The organism is Pseudomonas sp. B22(2017), from assembly GCF_002113105.1.
Taxonomy (GTDB): Bacteria; Pseudomonadota; Gammaproteobacteria; order Pseudomonadales; family Pseudomonadaceae; genus Aquipseudomonas; species Aquipseudomonas asiatica.
The window spans coordinates 518,901-538,793 of record NZ_NEJN01000001.1; the positions used below are offsets into that span (position 1 = coordinate 518,901).

Here is a 19,893-nt window from a genome sequence, read left to right on the forward strand (position 1 = left end):
TTGCTGGCTACCTTCGATTCTCCTTTCTACGATAACAACAAAAAAATCAATGACCAAGCGCGGGGTGCGGCAGACTGCAGTGGTCGATCAAGTTCGCGTTGCGCAGCGCCACAGCCGCCCGATATCACAAGCCCGCGCCCGCAGCAGCTCAGCAGCATTGGCACAAGCCTGCTCCAGGCTCATCGGCCCGCTGGCCAAGGCAAAGGCAGCGTCGACGCCATGGGCATACAGCTGCTGGTAGCCTTCACCCAAGGTGCCGGCCAGCACCACCACCGGCACCCCATGGCGCTTGGCAACCCGAGCCACCCCCATCGGCGTCTTGCCACGCAAGGTCTGGGCGTCGAAGCGCCCTTCGCCGGTCACTACCAGGTCTGCACCTTGCACCATGGCATCCAGGCCGGCCAGTTCGGCCACCACTTCCACCCCAGGGCGGAATTGCGCGCCCATGAAGGCCCGGGCTGCGAACCCCATGCCACCAGCAGCGCCACAGCCTGGGTAGTCCCGCACATCCTCACCCAGCAGTTGCGCACAATGGTCGGCAAAATGCCCCAGGGCCTGGTCCAGCGCCTGCACCTGCTGTGGGTTGGCGCCCTTCTGCGGGCCGAAGATCGCCGATGCGCCGTTGGCGCCACACAGCGGGTTGTCGACGTCTGCCGCGACTTCGAACTGCACCTCGGCCAGGCGCGGGTCAAGGTCGCTGGCATCGATGCGGGCCAGCTTGGCCAAGGCCAGGCCGCCCTCTTCCAGCGCTTGCCCGTCGGCGTCCAGCAGGCGCAGGCCCAGCGCCCGCAACATGCCGCTACCCGCGTCGTTGGTGGCACTGCCACCGATAGCCAGCACTACCCTTTGCGCGCCCGCGGCCAGGGCGGCGGCAATCAGCTCGCCGGTACCCCAGGTGCTGCTGCGGCAGGCATCGCGGCGGCCAGTGGGCACCAGTTGCAGGCCACTGGCCTGGGCCATTTCGATGATCGCCGTGCGGCTTTGCGGCAGCCAGCCCCAGCCCGCCTCCACGCTTTGCCCCAACGGCCCGCGCACTGTCTGACGACGCAGCTCGCCGTGGCTGGCGGCAAGAATCGCATCCATGGTGCCTTCGCCACCGTCGGCCATCGGGCACTCGACCAGCTCGGCCTCCGGCCAGGCCTCGCCCAGGCCCGCCGCGATGGCGCGAGCGACACCGGCGGCGTCGAGGCTGTCCTTGAACGAGTCGGGGGCAATGACGATCTTCATGGGGTTTCTCCTGTCCTGATGAGCGGCATGCTGACAGGTGGCCGCAAAGGTGGCCTCGGTCAAATGCACAAAACGCCGGGCGGGTTGTTTGGGCAGATGCCTTTCACCTGCACTGGCCCTATCGCCGGCAAGCCAGCGCCCACAGGTTCAACACAGGCCTGAGAGCAGCATGCATCCTGTGGGAGCTGGCTTGCCGGCGATAGGGCCGGGGCAGGCGGCCCTTCAGTCGGCAGGCAGCAGCTGCAACCCCAGGTACAGGCTAAGCATCCCTTCCATGCGCAGCGGGTCGACCTCGCCCAGCTCGGCAATCCGCTCCAGGCGGTAGCGCAAGCTGTTGCGGTGGATGCCCAGGGCATCGGCACAGGCCTGGCTCTGGCCGTCATGGGCACACCAGGCGCGCAGGGTGGTGAGCAATTGCCCGCTGTTGTCCTTGCTGCGAATACGTTGCAACGGCTCCAGCAATTCATCCAGCGCATCATCGTTGCGATGCCGCCACAACAATGCCGGCAACCGGTAGCGCTGCAGGCTGAGCAAGCGCTCGCCGGGCAGTACCTCGCGCCCATAGGCCAACAGGTCGCGCACCCGGCGATAACCCCGGCGCAGTTGCTCCAGGCTTTGCGCGACACTGCCCAGGGCCAGCCGCTCCACGTCCCAGCCATGGCGCTGCAGGCGTTCCAGCAGGCGAGGTTCGTCCAGCGCCACACCTGCCGGGCGACACCACAACAACGACTGGCGGGCCGGGCTTACGCACCAACTGTCCGGGTAGCGGCTCATCAACCATGCCGCCAGGGTTTCGGCGGCTGGCCCCGAGGCCAGCTCGAACAGGCACGGTACCCGCGGCAGCTGGGGCTTGAGGCCCAGTTGCCGGGCCTCGTCGAGCAACCGGGGGGAATCGCCGCTGCCGCCCAGCAGCAGGGCCAGCAAATCGTCACAGCGCTGCCGTCGCCATTGCTGGTCGGCCTGCAAATGGCGCTGGGCCAGCAGCATTTCGGCGGTCATGCGCACCAGCTCGCCATAAGTGCGCACTTGCTGCGGATCACCGGTAAGGCCGAGTACGCCCATCAATCGGCCATCCAGCATCAGCGGCAGGTTCACCCCGGGCTGCACGCCCTTCAGGCACTTGGCAGCGTCCGTATCCAGTTCGACGATGCGGCCGTTGGCCAGCACCAGTTGCGCACCCTCGTGGCGGGTGTTGATACGCTCAGGTTCGCCACTGCCGAGGATCAACCCCTGGCTGTCCATGACATTGACGTTGCATGGCAGAATGGCCATCGCGCGGTCAACGATATCCTGCGCCAGGTCATGGTCGAGTTCGAACATTGAGCGGTCCTTTGGGTGTCAGGGATTTGGGCTCGGGCACAGCAGCCCGGTGCAAGTGCTGTGCAAAAGCACAAAGACAGGCACGCCGCAGTCCCCGAGACTCGTCAGGGCGAGCGCCGGAACAGGCGACGCGGCGACAACCATAACAACAGAGAACCCGATCATGGCATACAGCCCCGCCCCTGACCAAGGCACGGACACCACCCGCAACGCGCTGTACCGGCGCATCACCCTGCGGCTGATTCCGTTCATTTTCATCTGCTACCTGTTCAACTACCTGGACCGCGTCAACGTCGGCTTTGCCAAGCTGCAGATGCTCGACGCCCTGAAGTTCAGCGAAACGGTGTACGGCCTTGGCGCCGGCATCTTCTTCATCGGCTATGTGCTCTGCGGCCTGCCGAGCAACCTGGCGCTCAACCGCTTCGGCCCGCGGCGCTGGATCGCGCTGATGATGATCGCCTGGGGCAGCCTCTCCACCTGCCTGCTGTTCGTCACCACGCCCACCGAGTTCTACGCCTTGCGCCTGTTGACCGGCGCCGCCGAAGCCGGCTTCTTCCCGGGCGTGGTGCTGTACCTTTCGCGCTGGTTCCCGGCGGCCCGCCGCGGCCGCATCATGGCGCTGTTCATGTCGGCTATCCCGGTATCGGGCCTGCTCGGCGGGCCGTTCTCCGGCTGGATCCTCCAACACTTCGCCGCCGGCCAGCACGGCCTGGCCGGCTGGCAATGGATGTTCCTGATCCAGGGCCTGCCGACCGTTGCCCTGGGTGTACTGGCGGTGTTCCTGCTTAGTGACGGCTACCAGAAAGCCGCCTGGCTGAGCCCGGCCGAACGTCAGCTGATCGCCGCCGACCTGGACGCCGATGCCGCCAGCAAGCCGAGCACCACCGGCGACGGCGTGCTCGCCGTGCTGACCAACCCGCTGATCTGGACCTTCGGCTTTGTCTACTTCTGCATCCAGAGCGGTGTGTATGCGATCAACTTCTGGCTGCCGTCGATCATCAAGAACATGGGCTTCGACAACCCGCTGCTGATCGGCTGGCTAAGCGCCATCCCGTACCTGCTGGCCGGCGTGTTCATGATCCTCTGCGGGCGTTCTGCCGACCTGCGCAACGAACGCCGCTGGCATCTTGTGGTGCCGATGCTGATGGGCGCCATCGGCCTGCTGATCGCGGTGAACTTCGCCGGCAACCCGACCATTGCCATCCTCGGTCTGTCGATCGCCACCATGGGCGCGCTCACCGGCCTGCCGATGTTCTGGCCGATGCCCACCGCGCTGCTCAGCGCCGGCGCGGCTGTCGCGGGCCTGGCGATCATCAACTCGGTGGGCCAGATGGCCGGCTTCCTCAGCCCGTACCTGGTCGGTTTCATCAAGGACCAGACCGGCTCGACCGATGCTGCGCTGTATTCGCTGGCGGCGTTGATCGTGCTGGGTAGCCTGGTGGCCTTGCGGGTTACCCGGGCTGGTGCGCTGAGTACTGCAAGGGCCAGTTGAACCCATTCGCGGGCTCGCCCGCTCCCACAGGATCACCACAAGCTCAAACGCTGTGGTATCCCTGTGGGAGCGGGCAGGCCCGCGAAGAGGCCAGCCCAGGCCACATAAAATCCATACCCTCCACCGATCGTCAGCTCAACGCATCCCCTCCCCAGCCCAGGCGTCAAATGGTTCCAAAGGTCCCTTTGGAGAACCCCCATGACCCAGCACGCCGTGGCTCGCCTGGCCCAACTCGACGAACACCGCCCCCTGCGCGTCCAGGCCGGCAGCGAGGAGATCATCCTCATCCGCCAGGGCGACCAGGTGCACGCCTACCAGGGCAACTGCCCCCACGAAGGCGCGCCACTCAATGAAGGCGTGGTGTGCGGCGGCCTGCTGGTATGCCCCTGGCACAAGGCCGCGTTCGCCGTGGACGAGGGCGCGGTCTGCGAGCCGCCGGCCCTGGCCGACCTGCGTCGCTACAAAACCTGGGTCAAGGGCGACGAGGTCTGGGTCGACGACCAACCCCTGCCCAGAACCGAGCCGCCCCGCCACAGCGACGCCCGCTGTTTCGTGGTAGTCGGCGCTGGTGCCGCGGGCAGTGCCGCAGTGTCCACCCTGCTGGCCCATGGCTTTGCCGGCCGCCTGGTCTGGATCGATCAGGAGCGCCAACCAGCCTACGATCGTACTTCCCTGAGCAAATTCGTGATCGCCGGGCAGATGCCGCCCGATGAAGTGCCGGCCCTGCTTGACGCCGACGCCCTGCGCAAGGGCCAGCTGGAGCGCAAGCATGGCAAGGTGCGCACACTGAACACCCAGAAACGCCAGGTCACCCTGGCCGACGGCCAGCAGATCGACTATGACGCCTGCCTGCTGGCCACCGGCGGCAAGGCGCTGCGGCCCGATATCCCGGGCGTCGACCTGCCTGGGGTATTCACCCTGCGTTCACGGGAGGATGCCGCGCACCTGCTGGATGCTGCCGAGCCCGGCCAGCCGGCAGTGATCGTCGGCGATGGCTTCATCGGCCTGGAAGCCGCGTCGGCCTTGCGCAAGTACGGCGTGCAGGTGCACCTGATCACCCGCCATGAGGTCCCCCTGGCCCGGCAATTGGGCGAGCGCATTGGCCGTAGCATCCGCGAGTTGCACGAACGCAAGGGGGTCACCTTCCACGGCCCTACCGAGGTCGAACGGATCGAGGGCCAGGGCAAGGTCGAGGCCGTGCTGCTGGCCAACGGTGAGCGGCTACAGACGCCATTGGTGCTGCTGGGTACCGGGGTAAGACCTGCGACCGCGTTCATTCAGGGCGTGCTGCTGACCGAGGACAAGTCGGTGCAAGTGGACGCTGAAATGCGCGCTGCAGATGGCCTGTGGGCCGCGGGGGATATCGCCACCTTCCCCCTCAGCGGGCGCCCGGTGCGTATCGAACACTGGCGGCTGGCCCAGCAACATGGGGTGATCGCCGCGGCCAACATGCTCGGCGAGCAGCGCCGCTACGCCGACGTACCGTTCTTCTGGACCTACCAGCACGGCCGCACCTACGAAGTACTGGGCCACGCGCGGGACTGGAACCGTATCGAGTTCGTCGGCGAGCCGGAAAAAGGCGACTTCATTGCCTTGCAATGCGTGGATGAGCGGGTCGAGGCAGTTATCGCCAAGGGCTATTCCGATGCCATGGCGACGCTGTCGCAACGCCTGAAGCGCCCGTTGACCTTGCAGGAGGCCTTGGCGCTGATCGGCTGAAGCTGCCTTTCATTGCGCCCCGGTTGTGTGTAAAACGGGTAGATCTGCCGACTGCACAAGGACCCAAGCGCATGATCTACCGCCCCCTCGGCCACAGTGGCCTGCAGGTTTCCGCCCTTACCCTGGGCAGCATGATGTTCGGCGAGCAAACCAGCACCGAAGACGCCCTGCGCATCATCGACAAGGCCTGGGACCAGGGCATCAACTTCATCGACACCGCAGACGTTTACAACGCCGGGCGTGCGGAGGAAATCGTCGGCGAAGCGGTGGCCCGTCATCGCCATGACTGGATCGTGGCCAGCAAGGTCGGCTTTGGCCCGGCCGATGGCCTTCCCAACCGCAGCGGCCTGTCGCGCAAGCACATCTTCAATGCCCTCGATGCCACGCTGACGCGCATGGACATGGACTACCTGGACATCTACTACCTGCACCGCGAAGACCACAAGGTGCCGCTGGAGGAAACCGTGCAGGCCATCGGCGACCTGCTGCGCCAAGGCAAGATCCGCTACTGGGGCGTGTCCAACTTCCGCGGCTGGCGCATCGCCGAGGCCTGCCACATTGCTGAGCGCCTGGGCGTGCCCAGGCCGGTGGTGAGCCAGCCGCTGTACAACATCGTCAATCGCCAGGCCGAACCGGAGCAGCTCACCGCTGCGGCCGCCCATGGTCTGGGCGTGGTGCCATTCAGCCCGCTCGCGCGGGGCGTGCTCAGCGGCAAGTATGCGCCGGGGGCGGTACCGGATGCCGGTAGCCGTGCCGGGCGCCAGGACAAGCGCATCATGGAGGTGGAATGGCGGCAGGAGTCGTTGGCCATTGCCCGGCAGATCCAGGCCTATGTGCAAGCCAAGGGCGTGGGTATCGTCGAATTCGCGATTGCCTGGGTACTGAACAATCGGCTGGTCAGTTCGGCGATTGTCGGGCCGCGGACCGAAGAACAGTGGGATACCTATGGCGGGGCGCTGGCGGTGAAGATTACCGCGGAGGATGAAGCGTTCATTGATTCGCTGGTCACGCCGGGGCATGCCTCGACGCCGGGGTTCAATGATGTGGCGCATTATGTGAGTGGGCGGTTGGCCCGTAGCTGATCGCTCTCCTGTTCTGCCTCTTCGCGGGTAAACCCGCTCCTACAGGATTGCCCATGACTCCAGGGCCTGTGCAACCGCTGTGGGAGCGGGTTCACCCGCGAAGAGGCCGGTAGCTTTAACCCAGCTGCGCCAGGGCCTGCGCGGCATAGGCATGCGAACGCTGCCGCGCCAGCGGGTCGTGGATGCGGCAGTCGATCATCAGTTCATCCGCACCGGTCTGCTCGATCAGCGTGCGCAACCCTTCCCTTACCCGGTCCGGCCCGCCGGCCACGGTGCAGGCCATCACCTGCTCAAGTACCTCGCGTTCATGGTCCGGCAGGCTCTCGACATAGCCCTCCTGCGGCTTGGGCAACAGGCCGACGCGCCCGACGTGCAAGTCCAGCATCCACTTGCGATGGGAGCTGGCCAGATAATCCGCCTCGGCATCGCTGTCGGCGGCGAACAGGTTCATGCCCACCATCACATACGGCTTGGCCAGTTGTGCCGAAGGCTGGAAGTTGGCCCGGTAATGGGCAATGGCCTGCAGCAGGTAGCGCGGGGCAAAGTGCGAGGCGAAGGCATAGGGCAGGCCCAGTTTCGCTGCCAGGTCGGCGCCGAACAGGCTGGAGCCGAGGATCCACACCGGGATGTCATGCTTGCCCGGCACGCCGCGCACGCGGCGCTGGCCGTTGTCGGCCAGGTAGTCACGCAGCTCGGCGATGTCCTGGCTGAAGTCGCGCTCTGGCGCAGCACCACGCAAGGCGCGCACGGTAGGCCCGGAACTGCCCGGCGCACGGCCGAGGCCCAGATCGATGCGGCCAGGGTGCAGGGTGTCGAGCGTACCGAACTGCTCGGCCACCACCAGCGGCGCGTGGTTGGGCAGCATGATGCCACCGGCGCCGACGCGGATATGCCGGGTGGCGTTGGCGATTTCGTTGATGACCAGTGACGTGGCGGCCGAGCCGATGCCCGGCATGTCGTGGTGCTCGGCGATCCAGTAGCGGCTGTAGTGCTGTTGCTCGACATGGCGCGCCAGTTGGCGGGACTCTTCGATCGCGTCGGCGAAGGTCTTGCCTTCGCCGATCATGACCAGGTCCAGTACGGACAGTGCAGTCATGGGGTCTCCACAGGGATTATCAGTGACTGCCAGTTTCCCTGCTGCGCAGCCAGTGATAAACCCGGCTTCAGGCCCGGCATAGGGGCCTGCCATTCCCCAATCAGTCTTCCCAGGGCACGCCCGGTTCCCAGCTGGCTACCAGCAGGTCGATGAAGCCGCGTACCCGTGGCGACAGGTGGCGCTTGCTTGGGTAGACGATGCGAATCGGGTCCGCTGGCGGCCGATAGGCTTGCAGCACCTCCACCAGGGTGCCGGCGCGCAGGTCGTCGCCGGTGATGTAGGTGGGCAGGTGAATCAGCCCGAAACCCGCCCGGGCGCCGGCGAGCATCGCCTCGGAGCTGTCGATGTTCAGCCGCCCGGGGTCTTCGCACAGGTGCAGCCCCGCTTCGGTATGAAAGCGCCACGGCATGACCTTTTCGCCGGCCAGGAAGGCGATCTTGTCATGGCCGTAGAGGTCGCCGGGCACCTGTGGTACGCCGCGTGCGTCCAGGTATGCGGGCGAGGCGCAGGTGACGAACTGCTGCCAGGCCACCGTACGGGTCAAGAGTTGCGAGTCTTCCTTCGGCACACCGATACGCACCGCAACGTCGATACCCTCCTCGACCAGGTCGACGAAACGGTCGGTGAAGCGTATATCCGCGCGCAGCTCGGGCCACTGCTTCAGGTAGCGGTCGAGAATCGGCAGCACATGGCGCTGGCCGAACGACAGGGGTGCTGTCAGGCGCAGGGTGCCGGTGGGCTTGCCACGGCGCTGGGCCATAGTGCTTTCCACCTCGTCCAGGTCATCCAGAATCTGCCGCCAGCGTTCATAGGCCACCAGGCCCTCGTCGGTCAGGCTCAGCTTGCGCGTGGTGCGGTTGAGCAAGCGCACGGCCATGCGCGCCTCCAGGCGAGCGATGCTCTTGCCCACCGCCGAGCGCGTCAGGCCCAAGGTGGCGGCGGCGGCGGTAAAACTGCCAGCCTTCGCGGCGCTGACGAAGGCGGCGATGTCGCCGAAGCGGTTGGGTTCCATGGGTGGTTCCTGAGTCTGGTGCGGCTGGTTTAGATAGGTATGGATTTGTGAAATGCAAGCAGGACTGTCGAGAGCGATCAAGCGAAGACCTTGATCACCACTAAATGCACCGGATAGAACAGGTAACCCCAACGCCCCACCGCAGGCACCCGCCAACCCTCCTGACGCAGCAACGACCACCCGAGCGGAATCGCCAAGGCCGCGGCCATCAGCGTTAGCACGGTAAACGGCGCCAACAGATGCTCCTGCAACCAACTGTTGGTCAGGTTCCCCCCCATGGCCAACAGGCAGGGCAACAACCAGGCCGCCCCTTCCTTGCGCCGAGCCATCAACCAGGCGCCCGGCAGCATCACCCCCGGCAGCCCGTACATCAGCTGTTCGCTGAACAGCCACCCTGCAAGCAGACCGGCAAAGCCAAGCACGCGCGCTGAAATCAACGGATGATGCACACCCCAGGCAACCAGCAACCCCAACACCAGGGTCGGCATCACACTGAACGTTGACGAACCACTGTCCAGCCAACGGTACGCAGGTTCCGACAGCACCGCGAACACCAGCATCAGCCCCAGATAACGCAGGTTGCCGCGGGTATAGAGCGTCCCGCACCTGGTGCGCGCCACATTCACCGCAATCGCCAGGCAAAACAGTGGAAACGCCAACCGGCCAACCACGAACAGGCCATCGGCAGCAGGCCACAGGAAACGCAGGTGGTCGGCGACCATGGTCAGCATCGCCGTCCACTTGACCAGGTCCAGCCCGGCTGAACGCACGCCTCAGCGCCCGCGCTCGACTGTGGCAGGCCCCAGGTAGCGATCGGTCCAGGCGGCCAGCGGCAAAGGTGGCTGCTGCTCGACGATCCGTCGCCAGATCAGCACCAGGTCGTCGCCATTGAACGCCGCCCCTGGCCCGGCACCCTCCCACAGCGACGGCACATCGGCAATCCAGTGCCCCTGGCTGTCTCGGTGGGCCATGTTGAAGCGGAACGTGTAGTTACCCGGGATACCCATGCGCAGGTCGCTGACCACCAGCGCATCGCCGACCTGGTCGTAGCGCAGCCAGTCGTCGGTGAACCAGCGCAGGCGCTGGTGCAACGGGTGCCCGGCCAGCGCTTGCGCCAGTTGAAGATTACGCGGCAAACGTTGCATTTCTGGCGGGTGCTGGTCGAACCCGCTGCTGATGCCCTCGTAGTAATCGCCATCCGGGGTCTTGGCCAGCACCCGCCAGACCAGGCTGTTGAACGCTATTGGCACGGCACGCACCTGGCTGACGGCGATGCCTTGGCGGTCGAGGGCAGCCTGGAACCGCTGCTCGGCCGCCATGCGTCCGGCCAGGCCGAACCCCAGGTAGGCTGCGCTGAAGAGCAAGGCCAAGGTCATTAGCTGCACCGCCTTGCTTGTCAGCCCCTTGATGCTTGCGTAGATCACCGCGGCCAGCAGCGGCACGGTGTAGACCGGGTCGATGATGAACACCGCCGCCCAGCTTTCCGGGGTGGCCTGCAAGGGCCAGAACAATTGCGTGCCGTAGACCGTGAAGGCGTCGAGCAACGGGTGGGTGACCAGCACCAGCCAGAACGCCAGGAACAGCCTGGGCAAGGTATAGCCTTTGCCTGGCCAGCATTTGTTGACCAGCCAGGCCAGCAGCAAGGCCAGCCCGGTGAGCACGAACAAGGAATGAGAAAAGCCGCGGTGGTAGGTCATCTGCGACACCGGGTCGGCGTAGCGGATGATCACGTCCAGGTCGGGAAGCGTGCCCAGCGCCGCACCATACAACAGTGAGCGGCGGCCCTGGATGCGGCCAAGCACGGTACCTTGCAAGGCCGCGCCGAGTACGGCCTGGGTGATGGAGTCCAAGGGTGGCATTCCTGAAAGGGAGGTTTCCGGAAGCTAACTTCATCCGGGCCCAATGCGCAATTCCTCTTGAAGGTGCATCTGTAACGGGCTGCCTGCACTGGCCTCATCGCCGGCAAGCCAGCTCCCACCCCGACCGCGTTGAGCTCAAGGTATGCGCTATCCCTGTGGGAGCTGGCTTGCCGGCGATGAGGTCAGTGCAGGCAACATAAGACAGCTGCTCCCACCGGGTTTGCACATGCCTCTATGGATGATTCAGAACAACTGCCAGGTGTACACCAGCGTCAAGCGGTTCTCGTCGATGTCGCTGCGGTAGTTGGACCGGGCCATGGCATTGCGCACCCGGATCCCCAGCCCCTTCAGCACACCGCCCTGCACCGCATAACCGATGTCCAGGTCGCGCTCGCGGTCGCGCCCTTCATAACCCAGCCCGGTGTCGACATTGTTACCCGTGATGTAGCGCACGGTCGCTGTCAGCCCCGGCACGCCCATGGCCGCGAAGTTGTAGTCGTAGCGCACCTGGTACGAGCGTTCGTCGGTGTAGGCGAACTCATAGGTCGGTACTTCGTTACCCAGCGGCGAGATGTTGGCGAACATCCGTGGGAAAGGGCTGTCGCCATAAATGCCCTGGTAGCCGACATGTAAGCTGTGCCCGCCATGCCGGGCAGTGAACATCGAAAAGAACGCCTGGTTGTCGATGTTGCCGAGCAACGCATCGCCGTCCTCGCGCGCGGTGAAATACCCCAGGTTGGCACTGAGCACCCAGTTGCCCAGGGGCTTGCTGTGCTTGAGGCCGACAAAGCCCTGTTCGTAAATGTCCTCAAGCTGCCCATACCACAGGCTGACGCTGCTCTGGTTGGCATTGAACGCATAGTCACCGCCCAGGTAGTTGAAGGCGTCGCTTTCTACCTGGCGGATCGGCACATGGCCGAGCATGGCGTTCATCTTGCCGTCACCGCCTTCGTTGCGCAGGTGGGTGCTTGCCAGGTGCCCGGCCTGCACGGTCAGGCCGTCGATTTCCGCCGAGCTAAGGCTGGCGCCCTGGTAGGTCGGTGGCAACAGGCGGATGTCGCTGAAGGTCAGCACCGGCAGGTTGGGTTGCAGTTCGCCGACGCGCAATTCGGTTTTGGACAGCCGGGCCTTGAAGGTGGGCGCCATGCGGCTGTATTCGTCGGCGGCGCGGCCATCGCCGTGCACCGGCAGCAACCCGGTGTTGGTGCGGTCTGGGCTGCTGTCGAGCTTGATGCCCAGCAGGCCCAGGGCATCAATGCCAAAGCCGACCGTGCCCGGGGTGTAGCCCGACTTGAAGTCGAGGATGAAGCCCTGGGCCCACTCCTCGGCCTTGGACTGCCGGTTTGCCCCGACGATGTCGGAGAAGTCGCGGCTGAAGTAGTAGTTACGGGCACTCAGGGTGGCCTTCGAATCTTCGAAGAAGCCGCCTTCGGCGGCCAGCAACGGTTGGCTGAGCAAAGTCAGGCCCAGGGCGACGCAAGGGGTGTGGTTCATTCCGAAGCTCTCTTGATCTTGTTTTTATGGGTAAAGCGTTGGAAGCACGGCGGTTCATGGGGTACGGCGCAGCACCTCCCGGGCACGTGGCTGGCGCAGCCTCAGCAACCCATGGCTCAGCAGGCCGAACAGCAGGCCCCAGAAGGCTGCCGACAGGCCCAGGAAGGCCACCCCCGAAGCGGTGACCAGGAAGGTGAACAGCCCGGCATCGCGCTCGGTTGGTTCCGCCAGGCTGCGGGCCAGGGCTTCGCTGATGGCGCCATACAGGGCCAGCCCGGCCAGGGCGGCGATCAGGGCGGCGGGGAATGCTGCAAACAGCGACATCAGCGTGGCCCCGGCGATCCCCAGCAGCAGGTACAGCGCACTGCCAGCCACCGCCGCGACATAGCGCCGCCGTGGGTTTTCATGGGCCTCATGCCCGGTGCACAGGCTGGCGGTGACCGCCGCCAGGTTCAGCCCGTGGCAACCGAACGGCGCCAGCGCGGCACCGGCCAGGGCGCTAGCGCTGATGATCGGGCTGGCCGGCGTGGGGTAGCCGGCGTTGCGCAGTACTGCCATGCCCGGCATGAACTGCCCGGTAAGGGCCACCAGCACCAGCGGCAGTGCCAGGCTGAATACCGCTGCCAGGCTGAACTGCGGGGTGACCCACTGCGGCGACGCCAGCTCCAGCACCAAGGCCTCGCTGCGAAACGCCCCGCTGGCCACGGTCACCAGCGTGCCCACGCACAGCACCGCCGCCACGGCGTAGCGCGGCTGCACCCGTCGCATCAGCACGTAGGTGACGAACATTGCCAGTACCAGCAGCGGTTGCACCGGCAAGGCGCGGAACACCTCGATGCCGAAGCTGAACAGGATGCCGGCCTGCATGCCGGCGGCGATGGAGCCCGGCAGGCGCGCGATGATGCGGTCGAAGGCCCCGCTGATGCCGATCAGCAGCAGGAACAGGTTGGCTACCAGGTAGGCGCCAACGGCCTGTTCCAGGCCCAGTTGCGGCAAGGCGGTGACCAGCAGCGCCGAGCCAGGGATCGACCAGGCGATCACCACCGGCACCCGGTAGCGCAGGCTGAGCAGCGCGCCGAGTACGGCACTGCCCATGGACACTGCCCAGACCCAGGAGGACAGTTGCCGATGGGACAGGCCGGCAGCTTCTGCGGCGTGGAAGATGATCACCAAGGGGCCTGCGTAGGAGATCATCGTGGCGATGCAGCCGGCGACGATGGCGGACAGTGAACTGTCCTTGATCAGGGTTTTCATGGCACCTCTCGCATCGGTGATGTATGGCAAGGGCTGCGCCCTTGATCGCCGGCAAGCCAGCTCCCACAGGGATCCCACTGGTTTCAGCCCTGTGGTGATCCTGTGGGAGCTGGCTTGCCGGCGATAAGGCCTCAGGCCTCTTGCAAAGCCCGCGGCCGCCCACTGCGCTGCTCATTGGCACCGCCCCGGGCCTGCTGCAACTGGAAGTCGAATTTCAACTCGGCATGTCGCCCCGCCTCGCCCTCGACGAACACCACCTCGCCCACCAGCCCATCCCGCGTGGCATAGGCAAAGTCATCCCACAGGTACTTGTCTCCGGCCAGGTTGATCTGCGTGGTCAGGTGTCGGTACCCCGGTGCCGAGATAAAGAAGTGCACATGCGCCGGACGCTGGCCGTGACGGCCCAGCAGGTCCAGGCACTCCTGGGTCGGCCCCTGTGGATCGCAGCCATACCCGGACGGCACGATGGAGCGCGCGCGGTAGCGGCCTTCGCCATCGGTGATGATGCGTCGGCGCAGGTTGTACTCGGACTGGCTCTGGTCGAAGAACGAATAGGTGCCACGGGTATTGGCATGCCACAGGTCGACCGTGGCCCCAGGCAACGGCCGCCCTTGTGGGTCGAGCACCTGGCCCTCGAGGTACATCGGCGTGGCCACGCCCTCCTCGCTACCGTCATCCATGCGTACTTCACCTTCGGCGATCGGCGCGCCGGCCACGTACAGCGGGCCTTCGATGGTGCGTGGAGTACCGCCGACAAGGCCTGCTTGCTGGTCCTTGGCATCCTGCAGCAGGTCTAGGAAGTGCTCGATGCCCAACCCAGCCACCAGCAACCCGGCCTCGCCGCGGCCACCCAGGCGGTTGAGGTAGTCGACGGCATGCCAGAACTCGTCTTCGCTGATGTCCAGGTCTTCGATCAGCCGCGCGGTGTCTTGCAGCACGCGTTGCACGATGCGCTTAAGGCGCGGGCTGCCGGCATCGTTGCCAAAGCCTGCGGCCTCTTCGAAGAACTGCTGTACCTCGGCAGTGTGGGAAATTTTCACGGTCATGGTGGTTTACCTCATGTTGTTTTTCTGGAGTTACGCCTGTGCCGCAACCGCCTGGGCGTGCCGACGGCCGCTGGCCAGGTGCACGGCCATGGCCAGCGCGGCAATTGCGCCAGGGATGGCGAAAGCAATGAAATTGAGCTGCAGGGGCAGGTTGATGCCCATCAGCGCACCACCCAGCAGCGGGCCGACGATGGCACCGTTGCGGCCGATGCCCGAGGCCCAGCCCAGCCCGGTGGAGCGCACCGATAGCCCGTAGAGTTGAGCGGCGCCGGCATACAGCAGGATCTGCGTGCCGATGGTGGTGGCGCCGGCAATGAAGATCAGCAGGTACAGCACCGGCATCGGGCTGTTGACGCCCAGCAGGCTGATCGACAGCGCGGCGGCGATGAAGAACGCCACTTTGACTTTGACCAGGCTGTAACGGTCGCCCAGCCAGCCACCGAGAATCGCCCCGGCCATACCACCGAAGTTCAGCGCCAGCAGGAACGACAGGCTCGAGCCCAGGCTGTAGCCGGCGTTGGCCATCAGCTTCGGCAGCCAGGAGCTGAGCGCGTAGACCATCAGCAGGCAGCAGAAGAACGCCAGCCACAGCGCCAGGGTGCGAATGGCCAGGCCGTTGCGGAACAGTTCCAGCACCGACGCCCCGCTGCCTTTGCGGTCGGCCGCCTGCAGCGCATCGTCCGCCTTCACGTCGCAATCCGGGTCCAGCCGCTTGAGCAGCTTGCGGGCCTCGTCGGTACGGCCCTGGCGTACCAGGAAACCGATCGATTCAGGGAGGTAGTACAGGATTACCGGCAACAACAGCAGTGGCACCGCGGCGGCGAAGAACATCGATTCCCAGCCGAAACGCGGCAGCATGAAGATGCCGACACCCGCCGAGAGCATGCCGCCCAGCGAGTAGCCACTGAACATGATCGCTACCAACGTGCTGCGCAGTCGCTTGGGCGCGTACTCGTTCATCAGTGCCACGGCGTTGGGCATCAGGCCGCCACAGCCCAGGCCGGCAATGAAGCGGTAGATGCCGAACTCGCTCGGGCTGCTGGCAAACCCGTTGAGGATGGTCGCCCCGGAGAACAAGGCAAAACAGATGGCGATGCCCTTCTTGCGCCCGATGCGATCGGCCAGGCTGCCGAACGCCAGGGCGCCGAACATCATGCCGAACAGCGCATAGCTGCCCAGTGCACCGGCCTGCAACGGGGTCAGGCCCCACTCTTTCATGATGACCGGCAGTACCACGCCGTAGATGAACAAGTCATAGCCGTCGAAGATCAGCAGCAGGCCGCACCAGGCCATGACCATCCAGTGGAAGGGGGTAAAGCGCGCATTATCGATGATCGGGTGTACGTCAAGGGTTCGCATGGCATCTGTCGCTCTTGTTTTTGTTGTGAAAGAAAGCTTTTTGCCTAGGGGTGTCGCTCAGCCGAGGTCGCCGCCCCCTACCGGCAAGGTCACGCCGGTGATGTACGAGGCTTCGTCGGAAGCCAGGAACAGGATTGCGCCCACCTGCTCGTCGATGCTGCCGTAGCGGTGCATCAGGCTGCTGTCGAGGGTCTGGTCGACGATCTGCTGGTACCAGTGCTTTTCCTGTTCGGTCTGCTCGGCACTGTTGCGCGGTACGCGCCGGGGTGGCGCTTCGGTGCCGCCGGGAGCAGTGGCGTTGACCCGGATGCCACGGCCGGCGGTTTCAAAGGCCAGGCACGCAGTCAGCGCGTTGACGCCACCCTTGGCTGCGCCGTAGGGCACGCGGTTGACGCCACGGGTGGCGATGGACGAGACGTTGACGATGGCGCCGCTGCCACGCTCGAGCATGTATGGCAGTGCGGCATGGCAGCACCACAGGGTGGGGAACAGCGAACGGCGTACTTCGGCTTCGATCTGGTCCACTTCGTAGTGTTCGAAGGGCTTGGCCCAGATGGTGCCGCCAACGTTGTTGACCAGGATGTCGAGGCGGCCGAACGCTTCAACCGCGTTGGCCATGACCCTGGCGCAGTCACCATATTGTTCCAGGTCGGCGGTGAGGGTGAGCATGCCCTCGCTGGCCAGTTCGTGAACCAGTTCGGAGCGGTCTACCGCTATCACTTGCGCGCCTTCGGCCTTAAGCCGCCAGCACACGCCACGGCCGATGCCCTGGGCGGCACCGGTGACCAGGGCGACCTTGCCTTGGAATCGGTTGTTCATATCCATCTCTCCGGTTCGCCACGGTTCCTGTGGGAGCGGGCATGCCCGCGAATGCGTCCGACCAGACAAAGTTGTTGAACCTGCTGGCCTCTTCGCGGGCACGCCCGCTCCCACAGGGTCGGCGTATTACTTGGAATAAAAGGAATCAGGCCGCCGCCGCGAACTTCTCGTAGTAGAAGTTCGCCGGGGTAATGCCCTGCTCGCGCACGTACTGGCTGACCGCCTCGACCATCGGTGGCGGGCCGCACAGGTACACATCCACATCACCATCGTTGAGGTGGCGCGGTTCGATGTGCTGGGTCACGTAGCCCTTCTGCGGGTACTGGCTGTCCGGGTTGGCCACGCAGGCACTGAAGGTGAAGTTGGGGATGCGCGCCGCCAGCGCCTGCAGGCGGTCGAGTTCGACCAGGTCGAAGTCGTTGGTCACGCCGTAGATCAGGTGCAGCGGGTGCTCGCTACCCTGCTCGGCGATCTTCTCCAGCATCGCCGTGAACGGCGCCAGGCCCGTACCACCGGCCAGCAGCAACAGCGGGCGCTGGATCGGCCGCAGGTAGAAGCTGCCCAGCGGCCCGGCCAGGGTCATGCTGTCGCCCGCCTTGGCCAGGTTGGTCAGGAAACTGCTCATCAACCCACCCGGCACGTTGCGGATCAGGAAGCTGACCTCGCCGTCCTTCTGCAGCGAGCTGAACGAATAGGCTCGGCTCTGCTCGCTGCCCGGCACCTTGAGGTTGACATATTGCCCCGGCAGGAAGGCCAGGCGGCTGAGGGATTCACCCTTGATCGACAGGGCAATGGTGCTGGCCGACAATTGGCGGACATCACTGATGGCGGCCTCGAAACTGGCCTGTTCGGTCTTGCACAGCTGCGACGAGGCCGGGATGCGGATGACGCAGTCGCTCTCGGCGCGCATCTGGCAGGTCAGTACGTAACCTTCGGCGATTTCATCTTCGCTCAGGGCATCTTCGATGAAGTTGTCGCCCAGGTCGTAGCGGCCGGACTCGGCCTTGCACTTGCAGGTACCGCAGGCGCCGTCGCGGCAGTCCAGCGGGATGTTGATGCCCTGGCGGTAGGCGGCGTCGGCCACGGTTTCATGGCCGGCGGCCTCGATGAAGCGGGTAACCCCGTCTTCGAAATTCAGTGCGATCTGGTAGCTCATGTTGCACCTCGCGGGCGAGCCTGGCCACGGCACGTCGCAGGACGCTCCGGGCAGCGCTCGCAAAAACCCTGGATCAGATGTGGTAGATGTCGATGACCTGGCGAACGTAGTCGTTCTTCAGCACCACCTTCTTGGCCTTGATCAGCGGCTGCTCGCCGCGCAGGTCGAGGGTGTAGAAGCTGGTGCCGAAGTAACTGTCGGTGGTCTTGTAGCGGAAGCTCAGGGTGTGCCAGTTGAAGCGCACCTGGCAGCTGCCCTCGCCCTGCTCGACGATCTCGATGTTGCTGATGTTGTGCGAGGTGCGGGTGTCGGGCACGGTTGCACTGGAGCGCTCGGTCTTGATGCGGAACACCCGGTCTTCCAGGCCGCCTCGGTTGCCGTACCAGATCAGCGAGATTTCGCTTTGTGGGTCTTCGGTAAGGGTGTCGTCATCGTCCCAGCTCGGCATCCAGAAGGTGCAATCACTGGCGTACATTTCCAGCCACTGATCCCACTGGGCGTCATCCAGGTAACGCGCTTCGCGGAAAAGGAAGTCGCGCACGGTTGCATACAGGCTCATTGCACGGCCTCCACGGGGATCAGTTGCTGTTCATCCTTCAAGGCCTGGATCATGGTTTCCTGCCAGTACTTGTGCTGCAGCACGAACAGGCCTTCGTCCTCGGTGCGTACGCCCGACAGCAGCGGCTTGAGCTCGATTTCCCGGGCCGCCTCGTCGGCGCCTTCCACCCAGTGTTCAGCGCCGCGGGACATGTCGTTCCAGCCGGTACCGCCGCCGTAGCCGGTCTGGCACGAGCGAAACTCTTCCAGGTCGTCGGGGGTGGCCATGCCGCTGACGTTGAAGAAGTCTTCGTACTGGCGAATGCGCTTGGCGCGGGCATCGGCGCTCTCGCCTTTCGGCGCGATGCAGTAGATGGTGATTTCGGTCTTGTTCACCGAAATCGGCCGGGCGATGCGGATCTGCGAGCTGAACTGGTCCATCAGGTACACGTTCGGGTACAGGCACAGGTTGCGCGAGTTCTCGATCATCCAGTCGGCACGGGCCTGGCCGAAGTCGGCGGCGAGTTGGTCGCGGCGCTCGTAGGCCGGGCGGTCCTCGGGGTTGGCCCAGCGGGTCCACAGCAGCAGGTGGCCGTGGTCGAAGGAGTAGAAGCCACCGCCCTGCTTGGCCCAGGCACCGGCGCTCATGGTCTTGATCTCGTCACCCGCCTCGCGCTGCTTGCGCTGGTTCTGGGTGGCGGCATAGTTCCAGTGCACGGAGCTGACGTGGTAGCCGTCGGCGCCGTTCTCGGCGGTTAGCTTCCAGTTGCCTTCGTAGATGTACGAACTGGCGCCACGCAGCACTTCCAGGCCTTCCGGCGACTGGTCGACGATCATGTCGATGATCTTGGCCGACTCGCCCAGGTGCTCGACCAACGGCTTGACGTCGGCCTTCAGGCTGCCGAACAGGAAGCCACGGTACGACTCGAAGCGTGCCACCTTGGTCAGGTCGTGGGAGCCGTCGCAGTTGAAGCTGTCGGGGTAGCCGGCGTTGCTTGGGTCTTTGACCTTGAGCAGCTTGCCGCTGTTGTTGAAGGTCCAGCCGTGGAACGGGCAGGTGTAGCTGGCGCGGTTGCCGCGCTTGTGCCGGCAGAGCATGGCGCCGCGGTGGCTGCAGGCGTTGAGGAAGGCGTTGAGCTCACCGTCCTTGTTGCGCGCGATGAAGATCGGCTGGCGCCCCATGGTCAGGGTGAGGAAGTCGTTTTTCTCGGGAATCTGGCTTTCATGGGCCAGGTAGATCCAGTTGCCCTCGAAGATGTGTTTCATCTCCAGGTCGAACAGGCGTGGGTCGGTGAACATCTCACGCTTGCAGCGGTAGATGCCCTTTTCACGGTCGTCCTCGAGCAAGGCATTAAGGTAGTCGAATCCCAGGGACATGGCCAGGGTCTCCCTTGTTATTGTTTAGACCTGGTCAGGTTAGG

The 19,893-nt window shown here is 65.0% G+C and carries 17 protein-coding genes; 3 read left to right on the forward strand and 14 right to left on the reverse strand.

What is annotated here, in order from left to right; genetic code table 11:
- Positions 1–87: 87 nt before the first annotated feature.
- Complete coding sequence (locus CAG18_RS02680; RefSeq protein WP_085720218.1) at positions 88–1,227, reverse strand: glycerate kinase; 1,140 nt, start codon at positions 1,225–1,227, stop codon at positions 88–90.
- Positions 1,228–1,449: 222 nt separating this feature from the next.
- Positions 1,450–2,547 (reverse strand): sugar diacid recognition domain-containing protein, encoded by a 1,098-nt coding sequence (locus tag CAG18_RS02685; protein ID WP_085720220.1) that lies wholly within the window; start codon positions 2,545–2,547, stop codon positions 1,450–1,452.
- A 163-nt stretch (positions 2,548–2,710) separates the two neighbouring features.
- Between CAG18_RS02685 and CAG18_RS02690 the strand changes: the two genes are divergently transcribed.
- The 3 genes from CAG18_RS02690 (at position 2,711) to CAG18_RS02700 (ending at position 6,840) form a co-directional block, all read left to right on the forward strand.
- Positions 2,711–4,039, forward strand: coding sequence for an MFS transporter (locus CAG18_RS02690; protein ID WP_015270371.1), 1,329 nt, complete (start codon positions 2,711–2,713; stop codon positions 4,037–4,039).
- Between the two features lie 198 nt (positions 4,040–4,237).
- Positions 4,238–5,758 carry an FAD-dependent oxidoreductase gene (locus tag CAG18_RS02695; RefSeq protein WP_085720222.1) on the forward strand — a complete coding sequence of 507 codons (1,521 nt, stop codon included), beginning with the start codon at positions 4,238–4,240 and terminating at the stop codon, positions 5,756–5,758.
- 71 nt (positions 5,759–5,829) lie between these two features.
- Positions 5,830–6,840 (forward strand): aldo/keto reductase, encoded by a 1,011-nt coding sequence (locus tag CAG18_RS02700; protein ID WP_015270373.1) that lies wholly within the window; start codon positions 5,830–5,832, stop codon positions 6,838–6,840.
- A 115-nt stretch (positions 6,841–6,955) separates the two neighbouring features.
- Here the strand turns inward: CAG18_RS02700 and CAG18_RS02705 are convergent, their stop codons facing one another.
- The 12 genes from CAG18_RS02705 to benA all read right to left on the reverse strand — a co-directional run bounded on the left by CAG18_RS02705 (position 6,956) and on the right by benA (position 19,849).
- Positions 6,956–7,936, reverse strand: a complete 981-nt coding sequence (locus CAG18_RS02705; protein ID WP_015270374.1) for an LLM class flavin-dependent oxidoreductase — start codon at positions 7,934–7,936, stop codon at positions 6,956–6,958.
- 100 nt (positions 7,937–8,036) lie between these two features.
- Complete coding sequence (locus tag CAG18_RS02710; RefSeq protein ID WP_085720224.1) at positions 8,037–8,948, reverse strand: LysR family transcriptional regulator; 912 nt, start codon at positions 8,946–8,948, stop codon at positions 8,037–8,039.
- Positions 8,949–9,025: 77 nt separating this feature from the next.
- Positions 9,026–9,718: a TraX family protein gene (locus CAG18_RS02715; protein WP_085720226.1), complete on the reverse strand. Its 693-nt coding sequence runs from the start codon at positions 9,716–9,718 to the stop codon at positions 9,026–9,028.
- A gap of 3 nt (positions 9,719–9,721) precedes the next feature.
- Entirely contained in the window at positions 9,722–10,798 is a 1,077-nt protein-coding gene (locus CAG18_RS02720; protein ID WP_085720228.1) for a metal-dependent hydrolase, read from the reverse strand.
- A gap of 252 nt (positions 10,799–11,050) precedes the next feature.
- Positions 11,051–12,301, reverse strand: coding sequence for an OprD family porin (locus CAG18_RS02725; protein ID WP_085720230.1), 1,251 nt, complete (start codon positions 12,299–12,301; stop codon positions 11,051–11,053).
- 54 nt (positions 12,302–12,355) lie between these two features.
- Positions 12,356–13,555 (reverse strand): benzoate/H(+) symporter BenE family transporter, encoded by a 1,200-nt coding sequence (locus tag CAG18_RS02730; protein ID WP_015270379.1) that lies wholly within the window; start codon positions 13,553–13,555, stop codon positions 12,356–12,358.
- Between the two features lie 131 nt (positions 13,556–13,686).
- Positions 13,687–14,601, reverse strand: a complete 915-nt coding sequence (gene catA, locus CAG18_RS02735; RefSeq protein WP_054573262.1) for a catechol 1,2-dioxygenase — start codon at positions 14,599–14,601, stop codon at positions 13,687–13,689.
- Positions 14,602–14,631: 30 nt separating this feature from the next.
- The gene (locus CAG18_RS02740; protein ID WP_054573261.1) at positions 14,632–15,960 is read right to left on the reverse strand and encodes an aromatic acid/H+ symport family MFS transporter; all 1,329 of its coding nucleotides are present in this window, start codon (positions 15,958–15,960) and stop codon (positions 14,632–14,634) included.
- Positions 15,961–16,017: 57 nt separating this feature from the next.
- A complete protein-coding gene (locus CAG18_RS02745) occupies positions 16,018–16,779 on the reverse strand; it encodes a 1,6-dihydroxycyclohexa-2,4-diene-1-carboxylate dehydrogenase (RefSeq protein ID WP_013972676.1) in 762 nt (253 codons plus the stop codon).
- A 145-nt stretch (positions 16,780–16,924) separates the two neighbouring features.
- Positions 16,925–17,935: a benzoate 1,2-dioxygenase electron transfer component BenC gene (gene benC / locus CAG18_RS02750; RefSeq protein ID WP_085720232.1), complete on the reverse strand. Its 1,011-nt coding sequence runs from the start codon at positions 17,933–17,935 to the stop codon at positions 16,925–16,927.
- Positions 17,936–18,008: 73 nt separating this feature from the next.
- A complete protein-coding gene (gene benB, locus CAG18_RS02755) occupies positions 18,009–18,494 on the reverse strand; it encodes a benzoate 1,2-dioxygenase small subunit (RefSeq protein WP_013972678.1) in 486 nt (161 codons plus the stop codon).
- Positions 18,491–19,849: a benzoate 1,2-dioxygenase large subunit gene (gene benA, locus CAG18_RS02760; protein ID WP_085720234.1), complete on the reverse strand. Its 1,359-nt coding sequence runs from the start codon at positions 19,847–19,849 to the stop codon at positions 18,491–18,493. The genes benB and benA overlap by 4 nt, the downstream gene beginning before the upstream one ends.
- Positions 19,850–19,893 lie beyond the last annotated feature (44 nt).